Raw genomic sequence first — 21,710 nt, 5'->3', positions numbered from 1 at the left:
CGGGCGGGGCCGCCAGGGTGCGGGGTGCCGGCCGGGGGAACGCGCCGCGGCGCCTGCCCCGTGTCCGGTCGGGGACGAGGTGGGGCAGGCGCCGCGTTCAGTTCCGTACGACGCTGTACGGGACATCTGTGGGGGTTGTTCACCAAGCGTGTGGAACAACCACAAGTGCCACCGTACGCCAGGTCAGACGGTCAGCGCACGGTCGGTCGGCCTTACCGGGGCCGGGAGCGCGCTGACCCCGGTGAGGTAGTGGTCCACGCCGCGGGCGGCGGAACGGCCCTCGGCGATGGCCCAGACGATCAGGGACTGGCCGCGGCCCGCGTCACCGGCGACGAAGACGCCGTCGACGTTGGTCGCGTAGTCCTTGTCGCGGGCGATGTTGCCGCGCTCGTCGAGGTCCAGGCCGAACTGCTGGACCAGGCCGTTGGCCTGGTCGGTGCCGGTGAAGCCCATCGCGAGGGTGACCAGCTGGGCGGGCAGGACACGCTCGGTGCCCGGCTTCTGCTCCAGCTTGCCGTCCTTGAACTCGACCTCGATGAGGTGGAGCGACTGGACGTTGCCGTTTTCGTCGCCCTCGAAGTGGGTGGTGGAGACGGAGTAGACCCGCTCGCCGCCCTCCTCGTGCGCGGAGGTGACCTTGTAGAGCATGGGGAAGGTCGGCCAGGGCTGGCCCGGGTTCCGCTCCTCGCCCGGCTTGGGCATGATCTCCAGCTGGGTGACGGAGGCCGCGCCCTGGCGGTGGGCGGTGCCCACGCAGTCCGCGCCGGTGTCGCCGCCGCCGATGACCACGACGTGCTTGCCCTCGGCGGTGATCGGGGCGACGGTCAGGTCGCCCTCCTGGACCTTGTTGGCCAGCGGCAGGTACTCCATGGCGAAGTGGATGCCCTTGAGGTCGCGGCCCGGGACCGGGAGGTCGCGGGAGACGGTCGCGCCCGCCGCGACGACCACCGCGTCGTACCGGCGGCGCAGCTTGGCCGCGTCGACGTCGCGGCCGATCTCCACCTCGGTACGGAACTTGGTGCCCTCGGCCCGCATCTGCTCGATGCGCCGGTTGATGTGGGACTTCTCCATCTTGAACTCGGGGATGCCGTAGCGCAGCAGCCCGCCGATGCGGTCGGCGCGCTCGTACACGGCGACCGTGTGGCCCGCCCGGGTGAGCTGCTGGGCGGCGGCCAGGCCCGCCGGGCCGGAGCCGATGACCGCGACGGTCTTGCCGGAGAGGCGCTCGGGCGGCTGCGGGGTGACGTCACCGCTGTCCCACGCCTTGTCGATGATGGTGACTTCGACGTTCTTGATGGTGACGGCGGGCTGGTTGATGCCCAGCACGCACGCGGACTCGCAGGGCGCCGGGCACAGCCGCCCGGTGAACTCCGGGAAGTTGTTGGTGGCGTGCAGCCGCTCGGACGCGGCCGTCCAGTCCTCGCGGTAGGCGTAGTCGTTCCACTCGGGGATGAGGTTTCCGAGCGGGCAGCCGTTGTGGCAGAACGGGATGCCGCAGTCCATGCAGCGGCCGGCCTGCTTGCTGATGATCGGCAGGAGGGACTTGGGAACGTAGACCTCGTTCCAGTCCTTCACGCGCTCCTCGACCGGGCGGGTCCTGGCGATTTCGCGCCCGGTGGTCAGAAAGCCCTTGGGGTCAGCCATGGGTCGCCGCCTCCATCATCTTCTCGGTGGTCTCCTGCTCGGAGAGCCCGGCCAGCTCAGCGGCGTCCTTGGCGGCGAGCACTGCCTTGTACGTGGTCGGGATGATCTTGCTGAAGCGGGCGGCGGCGGCCGGCCAGTCGGCCAGCAGCTTCGCCGCGACGGTCGATCCGGTCTCCTCCTGGTGGCGGCGCACCACGTCGTGCAGCCACTGCTGTTCGGAGGTGGACAGGGACTCGACGGCGTCCAGGTTGCCGGGGTTGACGTTGTCCCGGTCGAGGTCGATGACGTACGCGATGCCGCCGGACATGCCGGCCGCGAAGTTGCGTCCCGTCTCGCCGAGGACGACGGCGTGGCCGCCGGTCATGTACTCGCAGCCGTGGTCGCCCACGCCCTCGGACACGACGGTGGCGCCCGAGTTGCGGACGCAGAAGCGCTCGCCGGTGCGGCCGCGGAGGAAGATCTCGCCGCCGGTCGCGCCGTAGCCGATGGTGTTGCCGGCGATGGTCGAGTACTCGGCGAGGTGGTCGGCGCCCCGGTCCGGGCGGACGATGACGCGGCCGCCGGAGAGGCCCTTGCCGACGTAGTCGTTGGCGTCGCCCTCCAGGCGCAGGGTCACGCCGCTGGGCACGAAGGCGCCGAAGGACTGGCCCGCCGAGCCGGTGAAGGTGATGTCGATGGTGTCGTCGGGCAGGCCTGCCCCGCCGAACTTCTTCGTCACCTCGTGGCCGAGCATCGTGCCGACGGTGCGGTTGATGTTGCGGATGGGCACCTGTGCGCGGACCGGTCGGGCGGCCTCGGCGCTGTCGGCGGTGAGGGCGTCGGCGGAGAGCTTGATCAGCTCGTTGTCGAGCGCCTTCTCCAGGGCGTGGTCCTGGGTGGTGATCTGGTGGCGGACCGCGCCCTCGGGCAGCTCGGGGACGTAGAAGAGCGGCTCCAGGTCCAGGCCCTGCGCCTTCCAGTGGGTGACCGCCCGCTCGGTGTCGAGGAGTTCGGCGTGGCCGACGGCCTCCTCGATCGTGCGGAAGCCCAGCTCGGCGAGGATCTCGCGGACCTCTTCGGCGATGAAGCGGAAGAAGTTGACGATGTACTCGGCCTTGCCGGTGAACCGGTCGCGCAGGACCGGGTTCTGGGTGGCGATGCCGACCGGGCAGGTGTCCAGGTGGCAGACGCGCATCATGACGCAGCCGGAGACGACGAGCGGCGCGGTCGCGAAACCGAACTCCTCGGCGCCCAGGAGTGCGGCGATGACGACGTCGCGGCCGGTCTTGAGCTGGCCGTCGGTCTGCACGACGATGCGGTCGCGCAGGCCGTTGAGGAGCAGCGTCTGCTGGGTCTCGGCGAGGCCGAGCTCCCAGGGGCCGCCCGCGTGCTTCAGCGAGGTCAGCGGGGAGGCACCGGTTCCGCCGTCGTGTCCTGAGATGAGCACCACGTCCGCGTGGGCCTTGGAGACACCGGCCGCGACCGTGCCGACGCCGACCTCGGAGACCAGCTTCACGTGGATGCGGGCCGCCGGGTTGGCGTTCTTGAGGTCGTGGATCAGCTGGGCGAGGTCCTCGATGGAGTAGATGTCGTGGTGCGGCGGCGGCGAGATGAGGCCGACGCCCGGGGTGGAGTGCCGTGTCCTGGCGACCCACGGGTACACCTTGTGTCCGGGCAGCTGGCCGCCCTCGCCGGGCTTGGCGCCCTGCGCCATCTTGATCTGGATGTCGTCCGCGTTGACCAGGTACTCGCTGGTGACACCGAAGCGGCCGGAGGCGACCTGCTTGATGCTGGACCTGCGGGCCGGGTCGTACAGCCGCTCCGGGTCCTCGCCGCCCTCGCCGGTGTTGGACTTGCCGCCCAGCTGGTTCATGGCGATGGCGAGGGTCTCGTGCGCCTCCTGGGAGATGGAGCCGTACGACATGGCGCCGGTGGAGAACCGCTTGACGATGTCCTCGACGGACTCGACCTGGTCGAGCGGGATCGGCGCCCTCTCCTGGGACTTGAAGCCGAACAGGCCGCGCAGCGTCATCAGCCGCTCGGACTGCTCGTTCACCCGGTCCGTGTACTTCTTGAAGATGTCGTACCGGTTGTTGCGGGTGGCGTGCTGGAGGCGGAAGACCGTCTCCGGGTCGAACAGGTGCGGCTCGCCCTCGCGGCGCCACTGGTACTCGCCGCCGATCTCCAGGCGGCGGTGCGAGGCGGCGATGCCGGAGGCCGGGTAGGCCTTGGCGTGCCGGGCGGCGACCTCCTGGGCGACGACGTCGAGTCCCGCGCCGCCGATCTTGCTGGGGGTGCCGTTGAAGTACGTGGCGACGAAGTCCTCGTTGAGGCCGACGGCCTCGAAGACCTGGGCACCCCGGTAGGAGGCGACGGTGGAGATGCCCATCTTGGACATGACCTTCAGGACGCCCTTGCCGAGGGCGTAGATGAGGTTCCGGATGGCCTGCTCGGCGTCGTCCGTCTCCAGGAACGTCCCGGCACGGACCAGGTCCTCGACCGATTCCATCGCGAGGTACGGGTTGACGGCCGCGGCCCCGTAACCGATCAGCAGCGCGACGTGGTGCACCTCGCGGACGTCACCGGCCTCGACCAGCAGACCCACCTGGGTGCGCTGCTTGGTGCGGATGAGGTGGTGGTGCACGGCGGAGGTCAGCAGCAGCGAGGGGATCGGCGCGTGCTCGGCGTCGGAGTGCCGGTCGGAGAGCACGATCAGCCGGGCGCCGGCCTCTATGGCGGCGTCGACCTCGGTGCAGATCTCCTCGATGCGGGCGGCCAGCGACTCGCCGCTGCCGGAGACCCGGTACAGGCCGGAGAGCGTCGCCGCCTTCATGCCCGGCATGTCGCCGTCGGCGTTGATGTGGATGAGCTTGGCCAGCTCGTCGTTGTCGATCACCGGGAAGGGCAGCGTGACGCTGCGGCAGGACGCGGCGGTGGGCTCCAGGAGGTTGCCCTGCGGGCCCAGCGAGGAGCGCAGCGAGGTGACGAGCTCCTCGCGGATGGCGTCCAGGGGCGGGTTGGTGACCTGGGCGAACAGCTGGGTGAAGTAGTCGAAGAGCAGCCGGGGGCGCTCGGAGAGCGCGGCGATCGGCGAGTCCGTGCCCATCGAGCCGAGCGGCTCGCCACCGGTGCGTGCCATCGGCGCGAGGATGATCCGCAGCTCTTCCTCGGTGTAGCCGAAGGTCTGCTGGCGGCGGGTGACCGAGGCGTGGGTGTGCACGATGTGCTCGCGCTCGGGGAGGTCCTCCAGCTCGATCTCGCCGGTCTCCAGCCACTGCTCGTACGGGTTCTCCGCGGCGAGGGACGCCTTGATCTCGTCGTCCTCGACGATGCGGTGCTCGGCGGTGTCGACGAGGAACATCCGGCCGGGCTGCAGACGGCCCTTGCGGACGATCTTCGCGGGGTCGATGTCCAGGACGCCGACCTCGGAGGAGAGGACGACGAGGCCGTCGTCGGTGACCCAGTAGCGTCCCGGGCGCAGGCCGTTGCGGTCGAGGACCGCGCCCACCTGGGTGCCGTCGGTGAAGGTGACGCAGGCCGGGCCGTCCCAGGGCTCCATCTGGGTGGCGTGGTACTGGTAGAACGCGCGGCGGGCCGGGTCCATGGAGGTGTGGTTCTCCCACGCCTCGGGGACCATCATCAGCACCGAGTGCGGCAGCGAGCGGCCGCCCAGGTGCAGGAGTTCGAGCACCTCGTCGAAGGACGCGGAGTCGGAGGCGTCGGGCGTGCAGACCGGGAAGATCCGCTCCAGCTTGTCCGCACCGAAGAGGTCGGAGGCGAGCTGCGACTCGCGCGCCTTCATCCAGTTCCGGTTGCCCTTGACGGTGTTGATCTCACCGTTGTGCGCGACGAACCGGTACGGGTGGGCCAGTGGCCAGGACGGGAAGGTGTTGGTGGAGAACCGGGAGTGCACCAGCGCGACGGCCGTGGCGAGGCGCCGGTCGGAGAGGTCGGGGAAGAACGGCTCCAGCTGCCCGGTGGTGAGCATGCCCTTGTAGACCAGGGTGCGCGCGGAGAGCGACGGGAAGTAGACACCGGCCTCGCGCTCGGCGCGCTTGCGCAGGACGAAGGCCTTGCGGTCCAGGGCGATGCCGGTGCTGGTTCCGCCGTCGCCGACGAACAGCTGGCGGAAGGCGGGCATGGTGGCGCGTGCGCCGTTGCCCAGCAGGCCCGGGGTGACGGGCACGTCGCGCCAGCCGAGGACGGTGAGGCCCTCCTCGCCGGCGATCGTCTCGATGTGCGAGACGGCGTCGGCGCCCGCGGTCGCGTCGGCGGGCAGGAAGGCGATGCCGACGGCGTATTCTCCCGCCGCCGGAAGCTCGAATTCCGTGACGTCGCGGAAGAAGGCGTCCGGGACCTGGAGCAGGATGCCGGCGCCGTCGCCGGAGTCGGGCTCGGAGCCGGTGGCACCGCGGTGTTCGAGGTTGCGCAGTACCGTCAGCGCCTGCTCGACCATGTCATGGCTGGCCACACCGGTGAGGGTGGCCACAAAGCCGACGCCACAGGCGTCGTGCTCGTTACGGGGGTCGTACATCCCCTGCTGGGCGGGGCGACCGTCCATGGGCGACCAGGCGTGGGTACGCATCGGCACTCCCGTCGTCGTCGTGGCATATGCAAAATACCGAGGGACGACATTGGCCCTCCGCGAAATTTCGTGCAGGTTACATGATGGCTCGCTTCTCGGGAAGCGGATAGTTCGTTCCATCATGCGGACACCGCGCACAGCGGTAGATGTGGTGCAGGGGTGGACAGACCGATGCCCACCGGACCGTGGCGGAGCAAGCATCGTTGCCTGCGGCGCTTACGGCTCATGCCCGGTCGTCAACTGGACGAAACCGATGGGTAACGACTACTTATGCGCCACCTTGCATAGAGCCACATCCTACGGCGAGTGTCCCCGATCTGCGCCGGGGCGTACGTCACACTCCCGCCAGGTACCGGGCGGGACTCGGCGGGACCTGCCGGGACTCGGTGCCGGATGCGCGAAATCCCCGGCGCGCCGGCATTCCGGCAGCCGGGGATTTGGCCTCCGTCATGAGGGGGGGCGGTGGCGGCGGACAGGTCAGAGTGCCGCTCCGAAGAGCGTGCCGAGGCCGTACGTCAGCGCCGCCGCGGCTCCGCCGAGGGCGAGCTGCCGCAGTCCGCTGAACCACCAGGTGCGCGCGGTCACCCGGGCCACCACGGCACCGCAGCCGAACAGCCCGAGCAGCGCGAGCAGGACGGCGGGCAGCAGCGAGGTGGCCCCGAGCAGATACGGCAGTACGGGCAGCAGCGCGCCCAGCGCGAACGCCCCGAACGAGGAGACGGCGGCCAGCAGCGGGGAGGGCAGGTCGTCGGGGTCGATCCCGAGTTCCTCCCTCGCGTGGATCTCCAGCGCCTGCTCGGGGTCGCGCGAGAGCTGCTCGGCGACCTGCCCGGCGAGCAGCGGGTCGACTCCGCGCGACACGTAGAGCGCGGCCAGCTCCGCCATCTCGTCCTGCGGATGCTTCTTCAACTCGCGCCGCTCCACGGCGAGTTCTGCCTCGACGAGCTCACGCTGGGAGGCCACCGAGGTGTACTCGCCGGCCGCCATCGAGAAGGCACCGGCGGCGAGGCCGGCCAGCCCCGTGATGACGAGGGTCTGCTGGGACACCGAGCCGCCCGCCACACCGGTCATCAGCGCCAGGTTCGACACCAGCCCGTCCATCGCGCCGAACACGGCAGGCCGCAGCCAGCCGCCGTTCACGTCCCGGTGGGTGTGGTTGTCGCGGTGCGCCTCGTGGAGCGTCGCCCCGGTCTCGATGATGGCCATGCGAATCCCCGTACCCCTCGTGCCACGTGCCGCCGGGGAGCGCCCCGACACCCTCGAAAGTACGCACGATTCGAAGGCTTCGCCAGCAAGGAAGGCCATACTTACTCGCCACAGAGCGCCCTGCGCCAACTAATCGAAGCCTTGCCTTCCTCCGGGTGACTCCCGTGCGCGCGCGGGTCGGGCCGCTGCGCACGTGGCACACATCCCTCATGCAACCGATCCCCCTCGCCGTCCTCGGCAGCGCCAACATGGACCTCGTCGTGTACGCCGCGAAGGCACCGGCCGTCGGCGAGACCGTCACCGGGCGGGCCTTTCGCACCGTTCCCGGCGGCAAGGGCGCCAACCAGGCCGTCGCCGCGGCCCGGGCAGGCGGCGACGTGACGATGGTCGGGGCGGTCGGCACCGACGACTTCGGCCCCCGGCTGCGCGCCGCGCTCGAACACTCGGGCGTCGGCACCGACTTTCTGCGCACCGCCGAAGGCCCCTCCGGCACCGCCCACGTCGTCGTCGACGACCACGGCGCCAACTCCATCGTGATCATTCCCGGCGCGAACGGCACCGTCACCGGCCTCGGCCCCGGTGACGAGACCGTGATCGCGGGCGCGTACGCACTGCTCCTCCAGCTGGAGTTGCCGCTGCCCACCGTCCTCGCGGGCGCCCTGGCCGCCCGCCGGCACGGCGTGCGCACCCTCCTCACGCCGGCCCCCGCCACCGCCATGCCGGAGGAACTGCTGGCCGCCACCGACGTGTTGGTGCCCAACGAGCACGAGGCCGCTGCCCTCACCGGCCTGCACGACCCGCTGCTGGCCGCCCGCGCCCTCCTCGACCAGGTTCCGGAGGTCGTCGTCACGCTCGGGGCGGCGGGCAGCGCGTACGTCAGCCGGGACGCCCCGGACCCGGTGTTCGTCCCGGCCTTCCCCGCCGAGCCGGTGGACACCACGGGCGCCGGGGACACCTTCGTCGGGGCGCTGGCCGTCGCGCTCGGCGAGGGCAGAGCGATGCCAGGGGCGCTGGCGTGGGCCTCGGCCGCCGCGGCACTGTCCGTCGAGCGGCGCGGGGCGTCGACGTCGATGCCGTACCGCCAGGAGATCGACGCCTGCGCACAGGCCCGTGGCGCGGCGCGCTGAGCACGCGTGCGGGGCACCAGGGGCGGGACCGTCCTGCCCTGCGGGGCCCGGGGCCGCGGCGGGCCGAGCACTCCCGCGGGGCCCGGGGCACGGACCGACGACGAGGGCCGCCCGGCCCACTCGGCCGGACGGCCCCCTGCCATCCTTGTGCCCTCGCGTACGCGAGGCGGGACCTCAGCCCTTCTCGGCCTCGCCCCGCACCTCGGTCTTCGTGAGCTTCGCGGTCTTCGTGAGCTTCGTGGCCTTCACGTCGTGGGCGACGCTCCCGTCGTCCAGGGTCGCGCCGCCGCTGCCGCTGCCGCTGTCCTCGTCCTCGTCCTGGTCCTGGTCCTGGTCCTGGTCCTTGCCTTCGTCCGTGGTCGCGGCGGCCGGGTCGCCGGCTCCGTCGCGGTCCGGCTCGACGATCTCCTCGCGGCCGGGGCGCAGCCGCGCCGACAGCACCAGGTAGACCACGGCCAGGACGAAGACGATGAGCGCGGTCCATACGTTGAGCCGCAGGCCCAGGATGTGGTGGGCGTCGTCGACGCGCATGTACTCGATCCAGGCGCGGCCCGCGCAGTACGCCGCGACGTACAGCGCGAAGACCCGCCCGTGGCCGAGCTTGAAGCGGCGGTCCGCCCAGACGATCAGCGCGGCGACACCGAGGCACCACAGCGACTCGTAGAGGAAAGTCGGGTGGTAGAAGCCCGGGTTCTCGCCCTTGGTGATTTCCAACGCCCAGGGGAGGTCGGTCTCGCGGCCGTACAGCTCCTGGTTGAACCAGTTGCCCCAGCGGCCGATGGCCTGCGCGATGACGAGGGCGGGCGCCATGGCGTCGGCCCAGGCGGGCAGCGGGATGCCGCGGCTGCGGCAGCCGATCCAGGCACCGACCGCACCGAGGGCGACGGCACCCCAGATGCCGAGGCCGCCCTCCCAGATCTTGAACGCGTTGACCCAGTTCTTGCCTTCGGAGAAGTAGAGCTGGTAGTCGGTGATCACGTGGTAGAGCCGTCCGCCGACCAGGCCGAAGGGCACTGCCCAGACGGCGATGTCGGCGACCGTCCCCGGCTTGCCGCCACGGGCGATCCAGCGCTTGTTGCCGTACCAGACGGCTACGAAGACGCCGATGATGATGCAGAGGGCGTAGCCGCGCAGCGGGAGGGGTCCGAGGTGGATCTCACCGGCCGCCGGGCTGGGAATGTAGGCAAGGTTCATGGCGGGGTCGACGCTACCCTGCCGGGCTGTACCGGTGGCAACCCACCCGGCAACGTCTGCATAACGGGCCCCCCTTGTGCCCGGCCCTGATCCGGAGCGGCGGTGGAGGGAGTCGGGTGGCCCCGGGTGCGGCGGTGCAGAGAACCGCGCGGCCCGGGGCCCCGCGGCCCGGAGAGCGCATCGCCCGGCCCCGGGTCCCGCGGCCCGGGGAGCGCATCGCCCGGCCCCGGGTGCGGCGGCTGGGGAAGCACATCGCCCGGCCCCGGCGCGACCGTCCGGGGAACCGCTCGGCCCCGGGGCGGCCCCTGAGACCGCGCGGCCCGGTGCGGCGGCCCGGTGGTGTGGCCGCCGCCCGCTGCCGTGCCTACCTCGTGCCCGCGCCCCCGGTCGGCGCGCTGCCCGCCGTCGGCGCGCTGCCCGCGCCCGGCGCCGCGGGCGCTCCGGTGACGGATGCCGTCGGCGTCGCGCGCGAGGGGGCGGCCGGGGACGATGCCGCCGGGGTGGGTGCCTTCGTCCCCACCGGCTTGCCCTTGTTCGCCGCGTCGACCCACTTGATCAGATTCGCCGGGGAGATCTGCTCGCTCCCCTTCTGCGGGAACACCGGCTCGCCGTTGAGCAGCACCGTCGGTGTCGCCTTGTACTCGGACGCGCTGAAGGATTCCTGCACCTTGGTCACCCACGGTGCGTAACTCTCCTTCTGCACGCACGCGTCGAAGGCCTCGCCCCGCAGCCCCGGCACCTTCCCGGCCAGTTCCAGCAGGCGGCCCTTGTTGCCGAAGGCGTCGTCCTGCTCCTGGGGCTGGTTCTGGAAGAGCACGTCGTGGTAGGCGTGGAACCTGCCCGCGTCCTGCGCGCAGCCCAGCGCGTTGGCCGCGTACTTGGAGCCGTTGCCCCTCATCGCGTTGTCGATGAACGACACCACGTGGTACTCGGCCCTGATCTTTCCTTCCTGCTCCAGCTTGTTGACGGTCGCGCGCATGCTGTTCTCGAAGGCCCCGCACGCGGGGCAGCGCATGTCCTCGTAGACCGTCAGCACGGACGGGGCGTCCGGCTTGCCCACCGGGAGGGCGACCTTTCCCTCGCCGACGGCTCCGGCCGGTGCCGAGACCGGCCTGTCACTGGCCCCGTCGTCCTTGTCCTTGTCACCGCTGCTCGAGGCGACCACACCTGCCACGGCGGCCAGGCCGAGGACTCCGACCACCGCCGCGGAGACGATCAGCAACCGCCGTCGTTTGTCGCGCGCCTTCTGTGCTTCGCGCTCCTGGATGAGCCGCTCTCGCGCGGTTCGCTTGCCTGCAGAGTTCTTCTCGCTCACACCCGCAGCAACGAACCGGGGCGGCACCGATGCGCCACCCCGGTCACATTTCCACTCGTACGGACTACGGAACCATAAAGTTACGCGTCCGATGGGTGGTCAGTTCCGTCGCACGCCCGCCGCCAGATCCGACGCCAGTTCGCGCACCGCGCGCAGTCCGGCGGCCTCGTCCTCGGCGTCCAGCATCCGCTTGACGAACGCCGAGCCGACGATGACGCCGTCCGCGAAGACCGCGACCTCCTTGGCCTGTACGGCGTTCGAGACGCCGAGGCCGACGCACACCGGCAGGTCGGTGGTGGCCCTGGTCCGCCGTACGAGGTCCTGGGCCTGCTCGCCCACGGACTCGCGCGTCCCTGTGACGCCCATGAGCGACGCCGCGTACACGAAGCCCGAACCGGCCGCCGTGATCGTCGCGAGCCGCTCGTCGCGGCTGCTCGGCGCGACCACGAACACTGTGGCCAGGCCGTGCTTCCCGGCGTGCTCGCGCCACAGCGCGGACTCCTGGACCGGCAGGTCGGGCAAAATGCAGCCCGCGCCGCCGGCCTCGGCGAGTTCGGCCGTGAACCGCTCGACGCCGTACCGGTCGATGGGGTTCCAGTACGTCATGACCAGGACCGGCACGCCGGTCGCCGCGTGTGCCTCGCGCACCGTGCGCATCACGTCGGCGATCTTGACCCCGCCGCGCAGGGCGATGTCGTCGGCGGTCTGGATGACCGGCCCGTCCAGCACCGGGTCGCTGTGCGGCAGCCCGATCTCGACGACGTCCGCGCCGCCCGCGACGACCGCCTTGACGGCCTCGATGCCGCCGTCGACGGTGGGGAACCCGGCCGGCAGGTAGGCGATCAGCGCGGCCCTGTCCTCGGCCTTGGCGGCGGCGAGGGTGTCGCTCAACAGCTGTACGTTCCCGCTCACTTGGCGTCCCCCGTGATCTCCGCGACCGCTGCCTCGTCGGCCGCGACGGCCGCGTCCGTGTCGTACAGCCCGAAGTAACGGGCCGCCGTGTCCATGTCCTTGTCGCCGCGGCCGGACAGGTTGACCAGGATCAGACCGTCCTTGCCCAGTTCCCTGCCGAGCTCCAGCGCGCCCGCGAGCGCGTGGGCGCTCTCGATGGCCGGGATGATGCCCTCGGTGCGGGACAGGAGCCGCAGTGCCTGCATGGCCGCGTCGTCGGTGACCGCGCGGTACTCGCCGCGGCCGATGTCCTTGAGGTAGGAGTGCTCGGGGCCGATGCCCGGGTAGTCCAGGCCCGCCGAGATCGAGTAGGGCTCGGTGATCTGGCCCTCCTCGTCCTGCAGGACGTAACTGCGCGAGCCGTGCAGGATGCCGGGCTCGCCGGCGCTCAGGGTGGCCGCGTGCTCGCCCGTCTCGATGCCGTGTCCCGCGGGCTCGCAGCCGACCAGGCGTACGTCCGCGTCCGGGATGAAGGCGTGGAAGAGGCCGATGGCGTTGGAACCGCCGCCGACACAGGCCACCGCGGCGTCCGGCAGCCGGCCGGTCCGCTCCAGGATCTGGCGGCGCGCCTCGACGCCGATCACGCGGTGGAAGTCGCGGACCATGGCGGGGAAGGGGTGCGGGCCCGCGACGGTGCCGAAGAGGTAGTGGGTGCGGTCGACGTTGGCGACCCAGTCGCGGAACGCCTCGTTGATGGCGTCCTTGAGGGTGCGGCTGCCGGACTTCACGGCCACGACCTCGGCGCCGAGCATGCGCATCCGGGCCACGTTGAGGGCCTGGCGCTCGGTGTCGATCTCGCCCATGTAGATGGTGCAGTCGAGGCCGAAGAGCGCGCACGCGGTGGCGGTGGCCACCCCGTGCTGGCCCGCCCCGGTCTCGGCGATCACACGGGTCTTGCCCATGCGCCGGGTGAGCAGCGCCTGGCCGAGCACGTTGTTGATCTTGTGCGAGCCGGTGTGGTTGAGGTCCTCGCGCTTGAGGAACACCCGGGCGCCGCCCGCGTGTCCGGCGAACCGGGGCACCTCGGTCAGGGAGCTGGGACGGCCGGTGTAGTGGACCATCAGATCGTCGAGCTCGGCCGCGAACGCCGGGTCCGCCTTCGCCTTCTCGTACTCGACGGCGACCTCGTCGACCGCGGCGACCAGCGCCTCGGGGATGAACTTGCCGCCGAACTCGCCGAAGTAGCCCTCGGCGGTGGGGACGTGACCCTGGGGGTCGGGAATGAAGAACTCGCTGGGCATGCCGAAACTCCTCGTGACATAAGGCGTGAATCGAGGGGAATTGCCGGGGATCACCCGGAAATGGTGTCACTGGGTGAAGCGTCGGGTACGACGCTTCAGCGACGCCATCGCATGCCGTTGATCTGCCCCGGCTCGGAGCCGATGTGGTACCTGACCCGGCGGCCCCGCACCCGGCGCGCGGGCGCACGGCAGCCGCGCGGGCGGCAGCCGGGGGCGAGGCGGGGGTGAGGGGTCATGGCGGCGGGGGTCAGCCCCGCCCGTGGCGCAGCGCCGGGTGGGCGCCCGCGGCGACCAGGTCGGACACGGCGGACTTGGGGTCGCGGCCGGTGACCAGCGACTCGCCGACGAGCACGGCGTCCGCGCCCGCGTTGGCGTACGCGATCAGGTCGTGCGGTCCGCGCACGCCGGACTCGGCGATCTTGATGATGTGGTCCGGGATCTCCGGGGCGACGCGCTCGAAGGTGCCGCGGTCGACCTTGAGGGTCTTCAGGTTGCGCGCGTTGACCCCGATGATCTTCGCGCCCGCCTCGACGGCCCGGTCCACCTCGTCCTCGTCGTGCACCTCGACCAGCGGGGTGAGGCCGATGGACTCGGCACGCTCGATGAGGGAGACCAGCGCGTCCTGCTCCAGCGCGGCGACGATCAGCAGCACCAGGTCGGCACCGTACGCACGGGCCTCCCACAGCTGGTACGCGGTGACGATGAAGTCCTTGCGCAGCACCGGGATGTCCACCTTGGCGCGGACGGCCTCCAGGTCGGCCAGCGAACCGCCGAAGCGGCGCTCCTCGGTGAGCACGGAGATGACGGCGGCGCCGCCCGCCTCGTAGTCGGCGGCGAGGGCGGCCGGGTCAGCGATGGCCGCGAGCGCGCCCTTGGAGGGGCTGGAGCGCTTGACCTCGCAGATGACCTTGACGCTGTCGCCGCGCAGGGCCGCGACACCGTCCTTGGCGACGGGCGCCTTGGCAGCCCGCTCCTTGAGCTCCTCCAGGCTGACACGTGCCTGCCGCTCCGCGAGGTCGATGCGTACGCCTTCGATGATCTCGTCGAGCACACTCACGCGAGCTGCCCCCTTCCGGGACGGTGATGGAGGGCCAGGATCGGCCATGAGCGATGGTATCCGCAGGAGGGCTCAAGGCCCGCATCCAGTTGACAGACATCCCACTACCTGGGCAATTCAGGGTGCCAGCGCTGCGCCGAACGGCAGGTTCCGGACAACGCTGAAGACCGCGAAGGAGCCGCCCAGTAGCCACCACTGGAGCGGGGTCGGCGCGAAGCGCATCTCCCGGCCCCGGACGGCCCGGGTGAGCCAGATCGCCATCAGCACGGCGAAGATCCCGTACCCGGCGACGGCCATCGCGTTGGCGCCCAGCGCCCCGGCCAGGTCCCCGTGCGCCACGGCGTGCGCACTGCGCAGCCCGCCGCACCCCGGGCAGAAGATCCCCGTCATGGCCAGCAGCGGACAGGTGGGATAGTGCCCGGCCTCGTTGGGGTCGACCGCACCGACGTAGGCGAAGGCGGCGAGTACTCCGGCGAGGGTGGCGACGGGCGCGGCCAGCCGCCGCCCCAGCGGGCGCGGGGGCGGCGGGGCGAAGGCGGGGCGGGGCGGCGAGGTGGCATCCACCCGGCGAGTATCCCGCACTCCCCCCGGGCGCGCCCCGCGGCGACGCGGGAGCGGGGTGACGGGCGGGCGGGGGCGTGCCGGCGGCCGGCCCGGGGACCGGTTGACGGCACGGTAACCGGTGGGCGCGTCGGCATCCGGCCCCGGGACCGGTTGACGGCACGGTGACGGGCGGGCGCGTCGGCATCCGGCCCGGGGGACACGGAAAGGCGCCGCCCCCGGGGGCTGCGCCTTTCCGTCATCCGTGGGGCAGGACTACTGGAGCTGGGCCCGTCCGGCCGCGGCCCGCGCCTCGACGAGCGCCGCCGGCTCCTTGGGCATGCCCATGCCCGCCATCCGCATGGCAAGCCCCACCAGGCCGCCGACCAGCGAGATCCCGATGCCGATCCAGAAGCCGACCGAGTTGGCCATCACCATGTAGGCGCTGGAGACGCAGATGCCGATGAACGCGATGACTACGCCGGTCCAGGCGGCCGGGGTGTGTCCGTGGTGTCCGCGGCTGGGCATGAGGTGCTCCTTGGTGTCTTCAACTCTTCAGCTACGAGATGCTCGGGCTCATTGTTCCCCACCGGGGCACCAGGCGTGACCCGGGGTCACCCTTCGCGCGTCGGCGCGCGCGTGCCCGAGCGGGTCGCCGGCTCCTCGCGGGGGGCCGGATCGTCCCGGTCCGTCGGGTCCTCGCCGCGGTCCAGCGCCTTCCAGAGTTCCTCGGGGCGTTCCGGGTCGGCGGGCCTGCGGGCCTGGTGACGGGTACGGGGTCCGCCCTCGCGCTCGTACCGCCCGCCCATGCCCGGCCACTTCCCCCCGAAGCGCAGTGCCAGCAGCCCGGCCAGCAGGAGCAGCAGTCCGCCGGCGGCGGTGACGTAGGGCCAGCCCGTTCGGGTGACGGACTCGACCGTGGCGGCGAGATCGCCGGAGAGGGTGGCGGCCTGCTCGTCGAGCGCCTTGTGGTCGCCCGCCCCGAGAAGGGCCGCGGCGACGGTGCCCGCGCCGCTCAGGGCCAGCAGTGCGGAGACCAGGACCCGGCCGGCCCTGCGGACGGCGAAGACAGCGACGAGGGCGGCCAGGGCGACGATCGCGAGGGCGGCGGGGGCCCCGGTGATGGCCTGGCCGTCCGCGTCGAGGTTCTTGGCCCCGATGCCGGGGACGGTGGCGGTGCCCGAGGTCCAGATCTGCCCGGAGGAGATCAGGACGACGGTCGCGCCGAGCGCGCCGAGCAGCAGGGCGGCGGCAAGACTTCGCCTGCCGCCGCCCCGGCTCGGGGCGGGCTCTGCGGAGGTCTGGGGTGCGGGGGGTACGGCGCTCACACCCCCACTATCCCTCACCCCTCGCGGCGCGCCCCGAGCCGGTTGGCCGTGTGGACCGCGCGAAGCACCGCGGCGGCCTTGTTGCGGCACTCGGTGTCCTCGGCGACGGGGTCGGAGTCGGCGACGACACCCGCTCCGGCCTGCACGTATGCGGTGCCGTCACGCAGCAGGGCGGTGCGGATGGCGATGGCCGTGTCGGAGTCCCCGGCGAAGTCGAGATAACCGACACATCCGCCGTAGAGGCCGCGCCTGCTCGGTTCGAGCTCCTCGATGATCTGCATCGCGCGCGGTTTGGGGGCGCCGGAGAGGGTGCCCGCCGGGAAGCAGGCGGTGAGGACGTCGAAGGCGGTGCGTCCCGCGGCGACCCTGCCGGTCACCGTCGAGACGATGTGCATGACGTGCGAGTAGCGCTCGACGGACATGAAGTCGACGACCTCGACGGAGCCCGGCTCGCAGACCCTGCCCAGGTCGTTGCGGCCGAGATCGACGAGCATCAGGTGTTCGGCGCGTTCCTTGGGGTCGGCCATCAGTTCCTCGGCGAGCGCCTGGTCCTCCTGGGGGGTGGCGCCGCGGTGCCGGGTGCCGGCGATGGGGTGGACCATGGCGTGCCCGTCCTCGACCTTGACGAGGGCCTCCGGGCTGGAGCCGACGACGTCGAACCCGTCGAAGCGGAAGAGGTACATGTACGGCGAGGGGTTGGTGGCACGCAGCACCCGGTAGACGTCCAACGCGCTTGCCCGGCAGGGGGTTTCGAAGCGCTGCGAGGGGACGACCTGGAAGGCCTCGCCGGCCCGGATGCGCTCCTTGATGTCCTCCACGGCGGCCTGGTACCGCTCACCGCCCCAGCCCTCGGTGTACACGGGGACCTCGGAGGGCGGCAGCAGCGCGGGCGCCGTGGGCACGGCCCGGGAGAGGTCGGCCTCCATGGCGTCGAGGCGGGCGGTGGCGTCCGCGTAGGCCTCGTCGATCCCGGTGGCGAGGTCGTTGTGGTTGATCGCGTTGGCGATCAGCAGGACGGTGCCGTAGCGGTGGTCGAGCACGGCGAGGTCGGAGGTGAGCAACATGGTCAGCTCGGGGAGCTTCAGGTCGTCGGTGCCGTGCTCGCCGATCCTCTCCAGCCGGCGCACGATGTCGTAGCCGAGGTAGCCGACCATCCCTCCGGTGAAGGGCGGCAGGTCGCCCGCGAGGTCGCGCGGGGTGTGCAGGGTCTCGACGGTGGCGCGCAGCGCGTCGAGCGGGTCGCCGTCGGTGGGGACGCCGACCGGGGGCGTGCCCAGCCAGTGGGCCCGGCCGTCGCGGGCGGTGAGGGTGGCGGAGCTGCGGACGCCGACGAAGGAGTAGCGGGACCAGGAGCGGCCGTTCTCGGCGGACTCCAGGAGGAAGGTGCCGGGCCGTTCGGCCGCGAGTTTGCGGTAGAGCCCCACGGGCGTGTCGCCGTCCGCGAGGAGCCGGCGGCTGACGGGGATGACGCGGCGGTCGGCCGCCAGCTTGCGGAAGGTCTCCAGATCCATGCCCGCCGACCCTACTCGGCGCCCGTGACGGGAAGCACATCGGCGTCGAAGCAGGTGCGCTCCCCCGTGTGGCAGGCGGCGCCCTCCTGGTCGACCCTGACCAGCAGGGTGTCGCCGTCGCAGTCCAGCGCGACGGACTTCACGCGCTGGACGTGGCCGGAGGTGTCGCCCTTGACCCAGTACTCCTGGCGGCTGCGCGACCAGTAGGTGCAGCGGCCCGTGGTGAGGGTGCGGTGCAGGGCCTCGTCGTCCATCCAGCCGAGCATCAGCACCTCGCCGGTGTCGTACTGCTGGGCGACGGCGGGGACGAGCCCGTCGGGGGTGCGCTTGAGGCGGGCGGCGACGGCCGGATCGAGGCTGCTGCGGGCTTGGTGGGGCGTGGGCGTACTCATAGGGCAATTGTGCCGCTTCGGCCGACGGAAACGGCCGGTCGTCCACTGTGCGGACGGCCCCCGACGGTCGTACGCTGGCCGACATGTCGACCCATGCAAAGCGTGAACGGCTGCTGCTCGCCGATATGTTGGAGGCCGCGGGACCCGACGCCCCGACCCTGTGCGAGGGGTGGCGCACCCGCGATCTCGCGGCCCATGTGGTGGTGCGCGAGCGCCGCCCTGACGCGGCGGCCGGACTTCTGCTCTCCGCCCTGAAGAACCGGCTGGAGCGCGTGCAGTCGGAATTCGCCGCCAAACCGTACGAGGAGCTGGTGCAGCTCATCCGCACCGGGCCGTCGCGCCGCTCCCCCTATTCGCTGAAGCCGGTGGACGAGGCGGCGAACACGGTCGAGTTCTACATCCACTCCGAGGACGTGCGCCGCGCCCAGGAGCAGTGGACGCCGCGCGAGCTGGACCCGGTGTTCGCGGACGCGCTGTGGTCGCGGCTGGAGAAGATGGCCCGGGTCCTCGGGCGCCGCTCCCCCGTCGGCCTGGTGCTGCGGCGTCCCGACGGCCGGACGGCGGTGGCGCACCGGGGGACGCCGGTGGTGACGGTCACCGGGGAGCCCGGCGAGCTGATCCTCTTCGGCTTCGGCCGGCAGGACTCGGCGCGGGTGGACCTGGAGGGGGACAAGGAGGCGGTTGCCCGGGCCCACGAGGCCAAGCTGGGTCTCTGACCTGCCCGCTCCCGGCCGGCGGCTCCTGGCGCCGCGTGCCTACTTCGACGGTGTGGGGAGTTCGGCTCCCCGCACCTCCTTGTAGGTGACCCCGATCAGGGCCGCCGACACGCACAGCGCCGCGCACCCCAGGAAGACCGCCGTCACCCCCCACAGGCCGACCGCGAGGCCCACCAGGGGGTAGGCGAGGGGCGCGACGCCCAGGCTGACCAGCGAGGTGACCGAGGTGACCCGGCCCAGGTAGGCGGGGTCGGCGGCCGTCTGGACGAGGCCCGAGGTGAGGCCCCCGCTGAGGGCGACCAGCATGCCCATCGGCGCGGCGACGGCCACCGCCCAGCCGAGTGCCGGTGCCGATCCCAGTAGGGCGACCAGGGCCGATCCGCCGGTGAGGGCCAGCAGCCGCACCCGGCCCGCCCGCGCCATCCGCCCCCGTACCGTCAGCAGCATCGCCGTGGCCGCGGCACCCGCGCTGAAGGCGCCGACGATCCAGGCCACGCCCGGCGCCCCCCAGCCGCGGTCTGCGGCGAGCAGGACGAGGCCGACGTTGATCAGGGGGACGCCGCCCAACTGGAACAGGACGTTGGACAGGACGAGCGGGCCGATGAGGCGGTGGCGGCGGATGTAACCGAGACCGTCGGTCAGATCCCGCCACACGGAGCGGCGCGGGGCCTGCTTCCCGGCGGACGGCTTCCCCGTGGCCTCCCCCGCGCCTGACGCCTGCCCGGTGGCCCCCACGGCATCGGGTGCCTTCTCCCTGGACTCCTCCGCGCCTGACGCCTGCCCGGTGGCCCCCACGGCATCCGGCGCCTTCCCCGTGGCCTCCCCCGCGCCGGGCGGCTTCCCGGTGGCCCCGTCCGCCGTCTCCCGGGGCAGTGGGGCCACCCGCAGTCCCACCAGCAGCACCAGTGACACCGTGAACAGGGCGCCCGCCACCGCGAACGCCGCCGCGGGGCCGCCGAGGCCCATCGCGAACCCGGCGACCGGCGCGCCCGCGATGCCGCCGAACCTGCCGGTCAGGGCCTTCATGCCCTGCACCCGCACCAGTTGCGCGGGGCCGGTGATCCGGGGTGGCAGGGCTCCCACGGCGGGCAGGAAGAGCGCGTCCACCGCGCCGAAGACCAGCGCCACCACCAGCAGCAGCCACACTTCGGGGCCGCTCAGCATCAGCGCCACCGCGATGGCGACGATCACCACGCAGCGCACCGCGTCCGAGCCGATCACCACCAGGCGCGGGCCGATCCGGTCGGCCACCACTCCCCCGCCGAGCATCAGCACGGCCCGGGGTATCGCGCCGACCGCCATGATCATGCCGACCTGGGCGGGGCCGCCCGCCTGGGCGGCGGCCCAGCCGAGCGCGAGGAAGTACACGGTGTCGCCGACGAGCGAGGCGGCGTACGCGCCGAGCCAGCGCAGCACGTTGCTGTCCCGGTGGGCCGCCTTGCCCGGGCATCCGGTCCCGGCTGTCTCCGGTGGGCCCGTCGGCTCCCCGCGTGGTTCGGTCATCGTTGTGCTGCCCTCTCGGGGACGGAGCGGAAGTAGCCGTGCTCCCACGGCCGGATCGGGCCCGCGGCGCCCGTTACCAGCGCACGGCCAGCTTCCGTACGCCCCGGATCAGTTCCCCGGGGATCCAGGGCCCCGCGTCCGGGGACCCGTCGGCGGCGAGCTCCGGGAAGCGCTCCAGCAGCGTCCGCAGGGCGATCCGTCCCTCCAGCCGGGCCAGCGGGGCGCCCAGACAGAAGTGGATGCCGTGCCCGAAGGCGATGTGGCCGCGGGCGTCGCGGCGGATGTCGAAGCGCGCGGGGTCCTCGAAGCGGGCCTCGTCGCGGTCGGCGTCGGCCATCACGATCACCACGGAGGAGCCCGCCGGGATGAGCGCACCGCCGAACTCGGTGTCCTCGCGGGCGATGCGCGGGGTGGAACCCTCCACCGGACCGTCGTACCGCAGGATCTCCTCGACGGCACCGTCGATGAGGCCGGGCAGGTCGCCGCGCAGCAGGGCGAGTTGCTCCGGGTGGTGGAACAGGGCCCGCAGCCCGTTGCCGATCAGGTTCACCGTGGTCTCGTGCCCGGCGACGACCAGCAGGAAGGCCATGGAGAGGAGTTCGTCCGCGCTGAGCCGGTCGCCGTCCTCGTCGGCGGTGTGGATCATCGCGCTCAGCAGGTCCTCGCCCGGTGCCTTGCGCTTGGCCTCGATGAGCCCGGTGAGGTACGGCATGGCCGCCGCGTACGCCGCCTGCTCCGCCTCCGGGCTGGTGCGCGCCACCACCTCGTTGGACCAGCCGCGGAAGGCGTCCCGGTCCAGGTCGGGCACGCCGAGGAGATCGCAGATGACGGTCATCGGCAGGGGGAAGGCGAGCGCGTCGATGACGTCGGCGCCGCGCGCCCCGCCGGCTTCCATGGCGTCGATCAGTTCGTCAGTGATCTGCTGCACGCGCGGCGCCAGCGCCTCGATGCGGCGTGGCGTGAATTCGCGGGCCACCAGCCTGCGCAGCCGGGTGTGGTCCGGCGGATCGCTCAGCAGGACGTGGGCGTTGCCGGGGCCGTGGGCGTACGCGGGAAGCTGCGGGGCGAGGTGCCCGTAGGTGCGCCAGTCGCGGCTGAAGCGGGAGTCGACGTACGCGGCACGGCACGCCTCGTGGCCCACGACGAGCCAGACGTCCTCGCCGTACGGGGTCAGTACCCGGTGGACCGGGCCCTGCTCGCGCAGCCGGGCGTAGACCGGGTAGGGGTCGGCGACGAAGTCGGCGCCCAGTGCCGACAGTTGCACGGGCGGTGGTCCGGGCACGGGTGACGGCATGACGGTTCCCCCTCGGATGAGTTCTCGCGAGGGGGAACGCTAGCCATGCGCGATCTTCCACCACAGCCAGTTTTGGGACAGTTGTACGAGACTGGAGTGGCGCGTGGTGCTCAGCGCGCCGGATGCC

18 protein-coding genes are annotated in these 21,710 nt (G+C 72.2%); 2 read left to right on the top strand and 16 right to left on the bottom strand.

Annotation, left to right across the window (positions count from 1 at the left end; translation table 11 throughout):
- Positions 1-183 precede the first annotated feature (183 nt).
- The 3 genes from ACFWVV_RS18690 to ACFWVV_RS18680 form a co-directional block, all read right to left on the bottom strand.
- Positions 184-1,644: a glutamate synthase subunit beta gene (locus tag ACFWVV_RS18690; RefSeq protein WP_384347031.1), complete on the bottom strand. Its 1,461-nt coding sequence runs from the start codon at positions 1,642-1,644 to the stop codon at positions 184-186.
- A complete protein-coding gene (gene gltB, locus ACFWVV_RS18685; protein ID WP_384347028.1) occupies positions 1,637-6,208 on the bottom strand; it encodes a glutamate synthase large subunit in 4,572 nt (1,523 codons plus the stop codon). Before gltB ends, ACFWVV_RS18690 begins: the two co-directional genes overlap by 8 nt.
- 477 nt (positions 6,209-6,685) lie before the next feature.
- A complete protein-coding gene (locus tag ACFWVV_RS18680) occupies positions 6,686-7,414 on the bottom strand; it encodes a VIT1/CCC1 transporter family protein (RefSeq protein ID WP_384347027.1) in 729 nt (242 codons plus the stop codon).
- 209 nt (positions 7,415-7,623) lie between these two features.
- Here ACFWVV_RS18680 and ACFWVV_RS18675 point away from each other — a divergent pair, with 209 nt between their 5' ends.
- On the top strand, positions 7,624-8,541 hold the full coding sequence (locus ACFWVV_RS18675) for a ribokinase (protein ID WP_384347024.1): 918 nt from the start codon (positions 7,624-7,626) through the stop codon (positions 8,539-8,541).
- A gap of 174 nt (positions 8,542-8,715) precedes the next feature.
- On the opposite strand, the gene lgt is transcribed toward ACFWVV_RS18675, so the two are convergent.
- The 11 genes from lgt to hisI form a co-directional block, all read right to left on the bottom strand.
- The gene (lgt, locus tag ACFWVV_RS18670; RefSeq protein WP_384347022.1) at positions 8,716-9,735 is read right to left on the bottom strand and encodes a prolipoprotein diacylglyceryl transferase; all 1,020 of its coding nucleotides are present in this window, start codon (positions 9,733-9,735) and stop codon (positions 8,716-8,718) included.
- A 364-nt stretch (positions 9,736-10,099) separates the two neighbouring features.
- Positions 10,100-11,050, bottom strand: coding sequence for a DsbA family protein (locus ACFWVV_RS18665; RefSeq protein WP_384347019.1), 951 nt, complete (start codon positions 11,048-11,050; stop codon positions 10,100-10,102).
- 99 nt (positions 11,051-11,149) lie between these two features.
- On the bottom strand, positions 11,150-11,962 hold the full coding sequence (gene trpA / locus ACFWVV_RS18660; protein WP_384347016.1) for a tryptophan synthase subunit alpha: 813 nt from the start codon (positions 11,960-11,962) through the stop codon (positions 11,150-11,152).
- Entirely contained in the window at positions 11,959-13,242 is a 1,284-nt protein-coding gene (gene trpB, locus ACFWVV_RS18655; protein WP_384347014.1) for a tryptophan synthase subunit beta, read from the bottom strand. Before trpB ends, trpA begins: the two co-directional genes overlap by 4 nt.
- Positions 13,243-13,337: 95 nt before the next feature.
- Entirely contained in the window at positions 13,338-13,478 is a 141-nt protein-coding gene (gene trpM / locus ACFWVV_RS18650; protein ID WP_384347011.1) for a tryptophan biosynthesis modulator TrpM, read from the bottom strand.
- Between the two features lie 11 nt (positions 13,479-13,489).
- Positions 13,490-14,299 (bottom strand): indole-3-glycerol phosphate synthase TrpC, encoded by an 810-nt coding sequence (gene trpC / locus ACFWVV_RS18645; RefSeq protein WP_384347008.1) that lies wholly within the window; start codon positions 14,297-14,299, stop codon positions 13,490-13,492.
- A gap of 117 nt (positions 14,300-14,416) precedes the next feature.
- Complete coding sequence (locus ACFWVV_RS18640; protein ID WP_384347006.1) at positions 14,417-14,863, bottom strand: DUF2752 domain-containing protein; 447 nt, start codon at positions 14,861-14,863, stop codon at positions 14,417-14,419.
- 252 nt (positions 14,864-15,115) lie between these two features.
- Positions 15,116-15,367 (bottom strand): HGxxPAAW family protein, encoded by a 252-nt coding sequence (locus ACFWVV_RS18635; protein WP_384347003.1) that lies wholly within the window; start codon positions 15,365-15,367, stop codon positions 15,116-15,118.
- An 86-nt stretch (positions 15,368-15,453) separates the two neighbouring features.
- Positions 15,454-16,167: a TIGR02234 family membrane protein gene (locus ACFWVV_RS18630; RefSeq protein ID WP_384347000.1), complete on the bottom strand. Its 714-nt coding sequence runs from the start codon at positions 16,165-16,167 to the stop codon at positions 15,454-15,456.
- Between the two features lie 14 nt (positions 16,168-16,181).
- A complete protein-coding gene (locus tag ACFWVV_RS18625; RefSeq protein WP_384346997.1) occupies positions 16,182-17,678 on the bottom strand; it encodes an anthranilate synthase component I in 1,497 nt (498 codons plus the stop codon).
- Positions 17,679-17,689: 11 nt separating this feature from the next.
- Positions 17,690-18,070, bottom strand: coding sequence for a phosphoribosyl-AMP cyclohydrolase (gene hisI, locus ACFWVV_RS18620; RefSeq protein WP_384346994.1), 381 nt, complete (start codon positions 18,068-18,070; stop codon positions 17,690-17,692).
- 83 nt (positions 18,071-18,153) lie between these two features.
- Here hisI and ACFWVV_RS18615 point away from each other — a divergent pair, with 83 nt between their 5' ends.
- Positions 18,154-18,786, top strand: coding sequence for a TIGR03085 family metal-binding protein (locus tag ACFWVV_RS18615; protein ID WP_384346991.1), 633 nt, complete (start codon positions 18,154-18,156; stop codon positions 18,784-18,786).
- 39 nt (positions 18,787-18,825) lie between these two features.
- Here ACFWVV_RS18615 and ACFWVV_RS18610 read toward each other — a convergent pair whose 3' ends face one another.
- Positions 18,826-20,289 (bottom strand): MFS transporter, encoded by a 1,464-nt coding sequence (locus ACFWVV_RS18610; protein ID WP_384346988.1) that lies wholly within the window; start codon positions 20,287-20,289, stop codon positions 18,826-18,828.
- Between the two features lie 73 nt (positions 20,290-20,362).
- A complete protein-coding gene (locus ACFWVV_RS18605) occupies positions 20,363-21,583 on the bottom strand; it encodes a cytochrome P450 (protein ID WP_384346987.1) in 1,221 nt (406 codons plus the stop codon).
- Positions 21,584-21,710: the final 127 nt, after the last annotated feature.

It is taken from the genome of Streptomyces sp. NPDC058663 (genome assembly GCF_042716745.1).
Lineage (GTDB): Bacteria > Actinomycetota > Actinomycetes > Streptomycetales > Streptomycetaceae > Streptomyces.
Note: the sequence above shows the minus strand (reverse complement) of the source record. Positions and strands in the feature narration are given on the sequence as shown.

Bases quoted from the DNA above. Each gene is read 5' to 3' on its own strand.
- ACFWVV_RS18615 (WP_384346991.1), top strand. From the start codon at position 18,154: ATGTCGACCCATGCAAAGCGTGAACGGCTGCTGCTCGCCGATATGTTG.
- trpM (WP_384347011.1), bottom strand. From the start codon at position 13,478: ATGACCCCTCACCCCCGCCTCGCCCCCGGCTGCCGCCCGCGCGGCTGC.
- ACFWVV_RS18635 (WP_384347003.1), bottom strand. From the start codon at position 15,367: ATGCCCAGCCGCGGACACCACGGACACACCCCGGCCGCCTGGACCGGC.
- ACFWVV_RS18605 (WP_384346987.1), bottom strand. From the start codon at position 21,583: ATGCCGTCACCCGTGCCCGGACCACCGCCCGTGCAACTGTCGGCACTG.
- gltB (WP_384347028.1), bottom strand. From the start codon at position 6,208: ATGCGTACCCACGCCTGGTCGCCCATGGACGGTCGCCCCGCCCAGCAG.
- ACFWVV_RS18680 (WP_384347027.1), bottom strand. From the start codon at position 7,414: ATGGCCATCATCGAGACCGGGGCGACGCTCCACGAGGCGCACCGCGAC.
- ACFWVV_RS18675 (WP_384347024.1), top strand. From the start codon at position 7,624: ATGCAACCGATCCCCCTCGCCGTCCTCGGCAGCGCCAACATGGACCTC.
- hisI (WP_384346994.1), bottom strand. From the start codon at position 18,070: ATGAGTACGCCCACGCCCCACCAAGCCCGCAGCAGCCTCGATCCGGCC.
- ACFWVV_RS18610 (WP_384346988.1), bottom strand. From the start codon at position 20,289: ATGACCGAACCACGCGGGGAGCCGACGGGCCCACCGGAGACAGCCGGG.
- trpB (WP_384347014.1), bottom strand. From the start codon at position 13,242: ATGCCCAGCGAGTTCTTCATTCCCGACCCCCAGGGTCACGTCCCCACC.
- ACFWVV_RS18690 (WP_384347031.1), bottom strand. From the start codon at position 1,644: ATGGCTGACCCCAAGGGCTTTCTGACCACCGGGCGCGAAATCGCCAGG.
- ACFWVV_RS18625 (WP_384346997.1), bottom strand. From the start codon at position 17,678: ATGGATCTGGAGACCTTCCGCAAGCTGGCGGCCGACCGCCGCGTCATC.
- lgt (WP_384347022.1), bottom strand. From the start codon at position 9,735: ATGAACCTTGCCTACATTCCCAGCCCGGCGGCCGGTGAGATCCACCTC.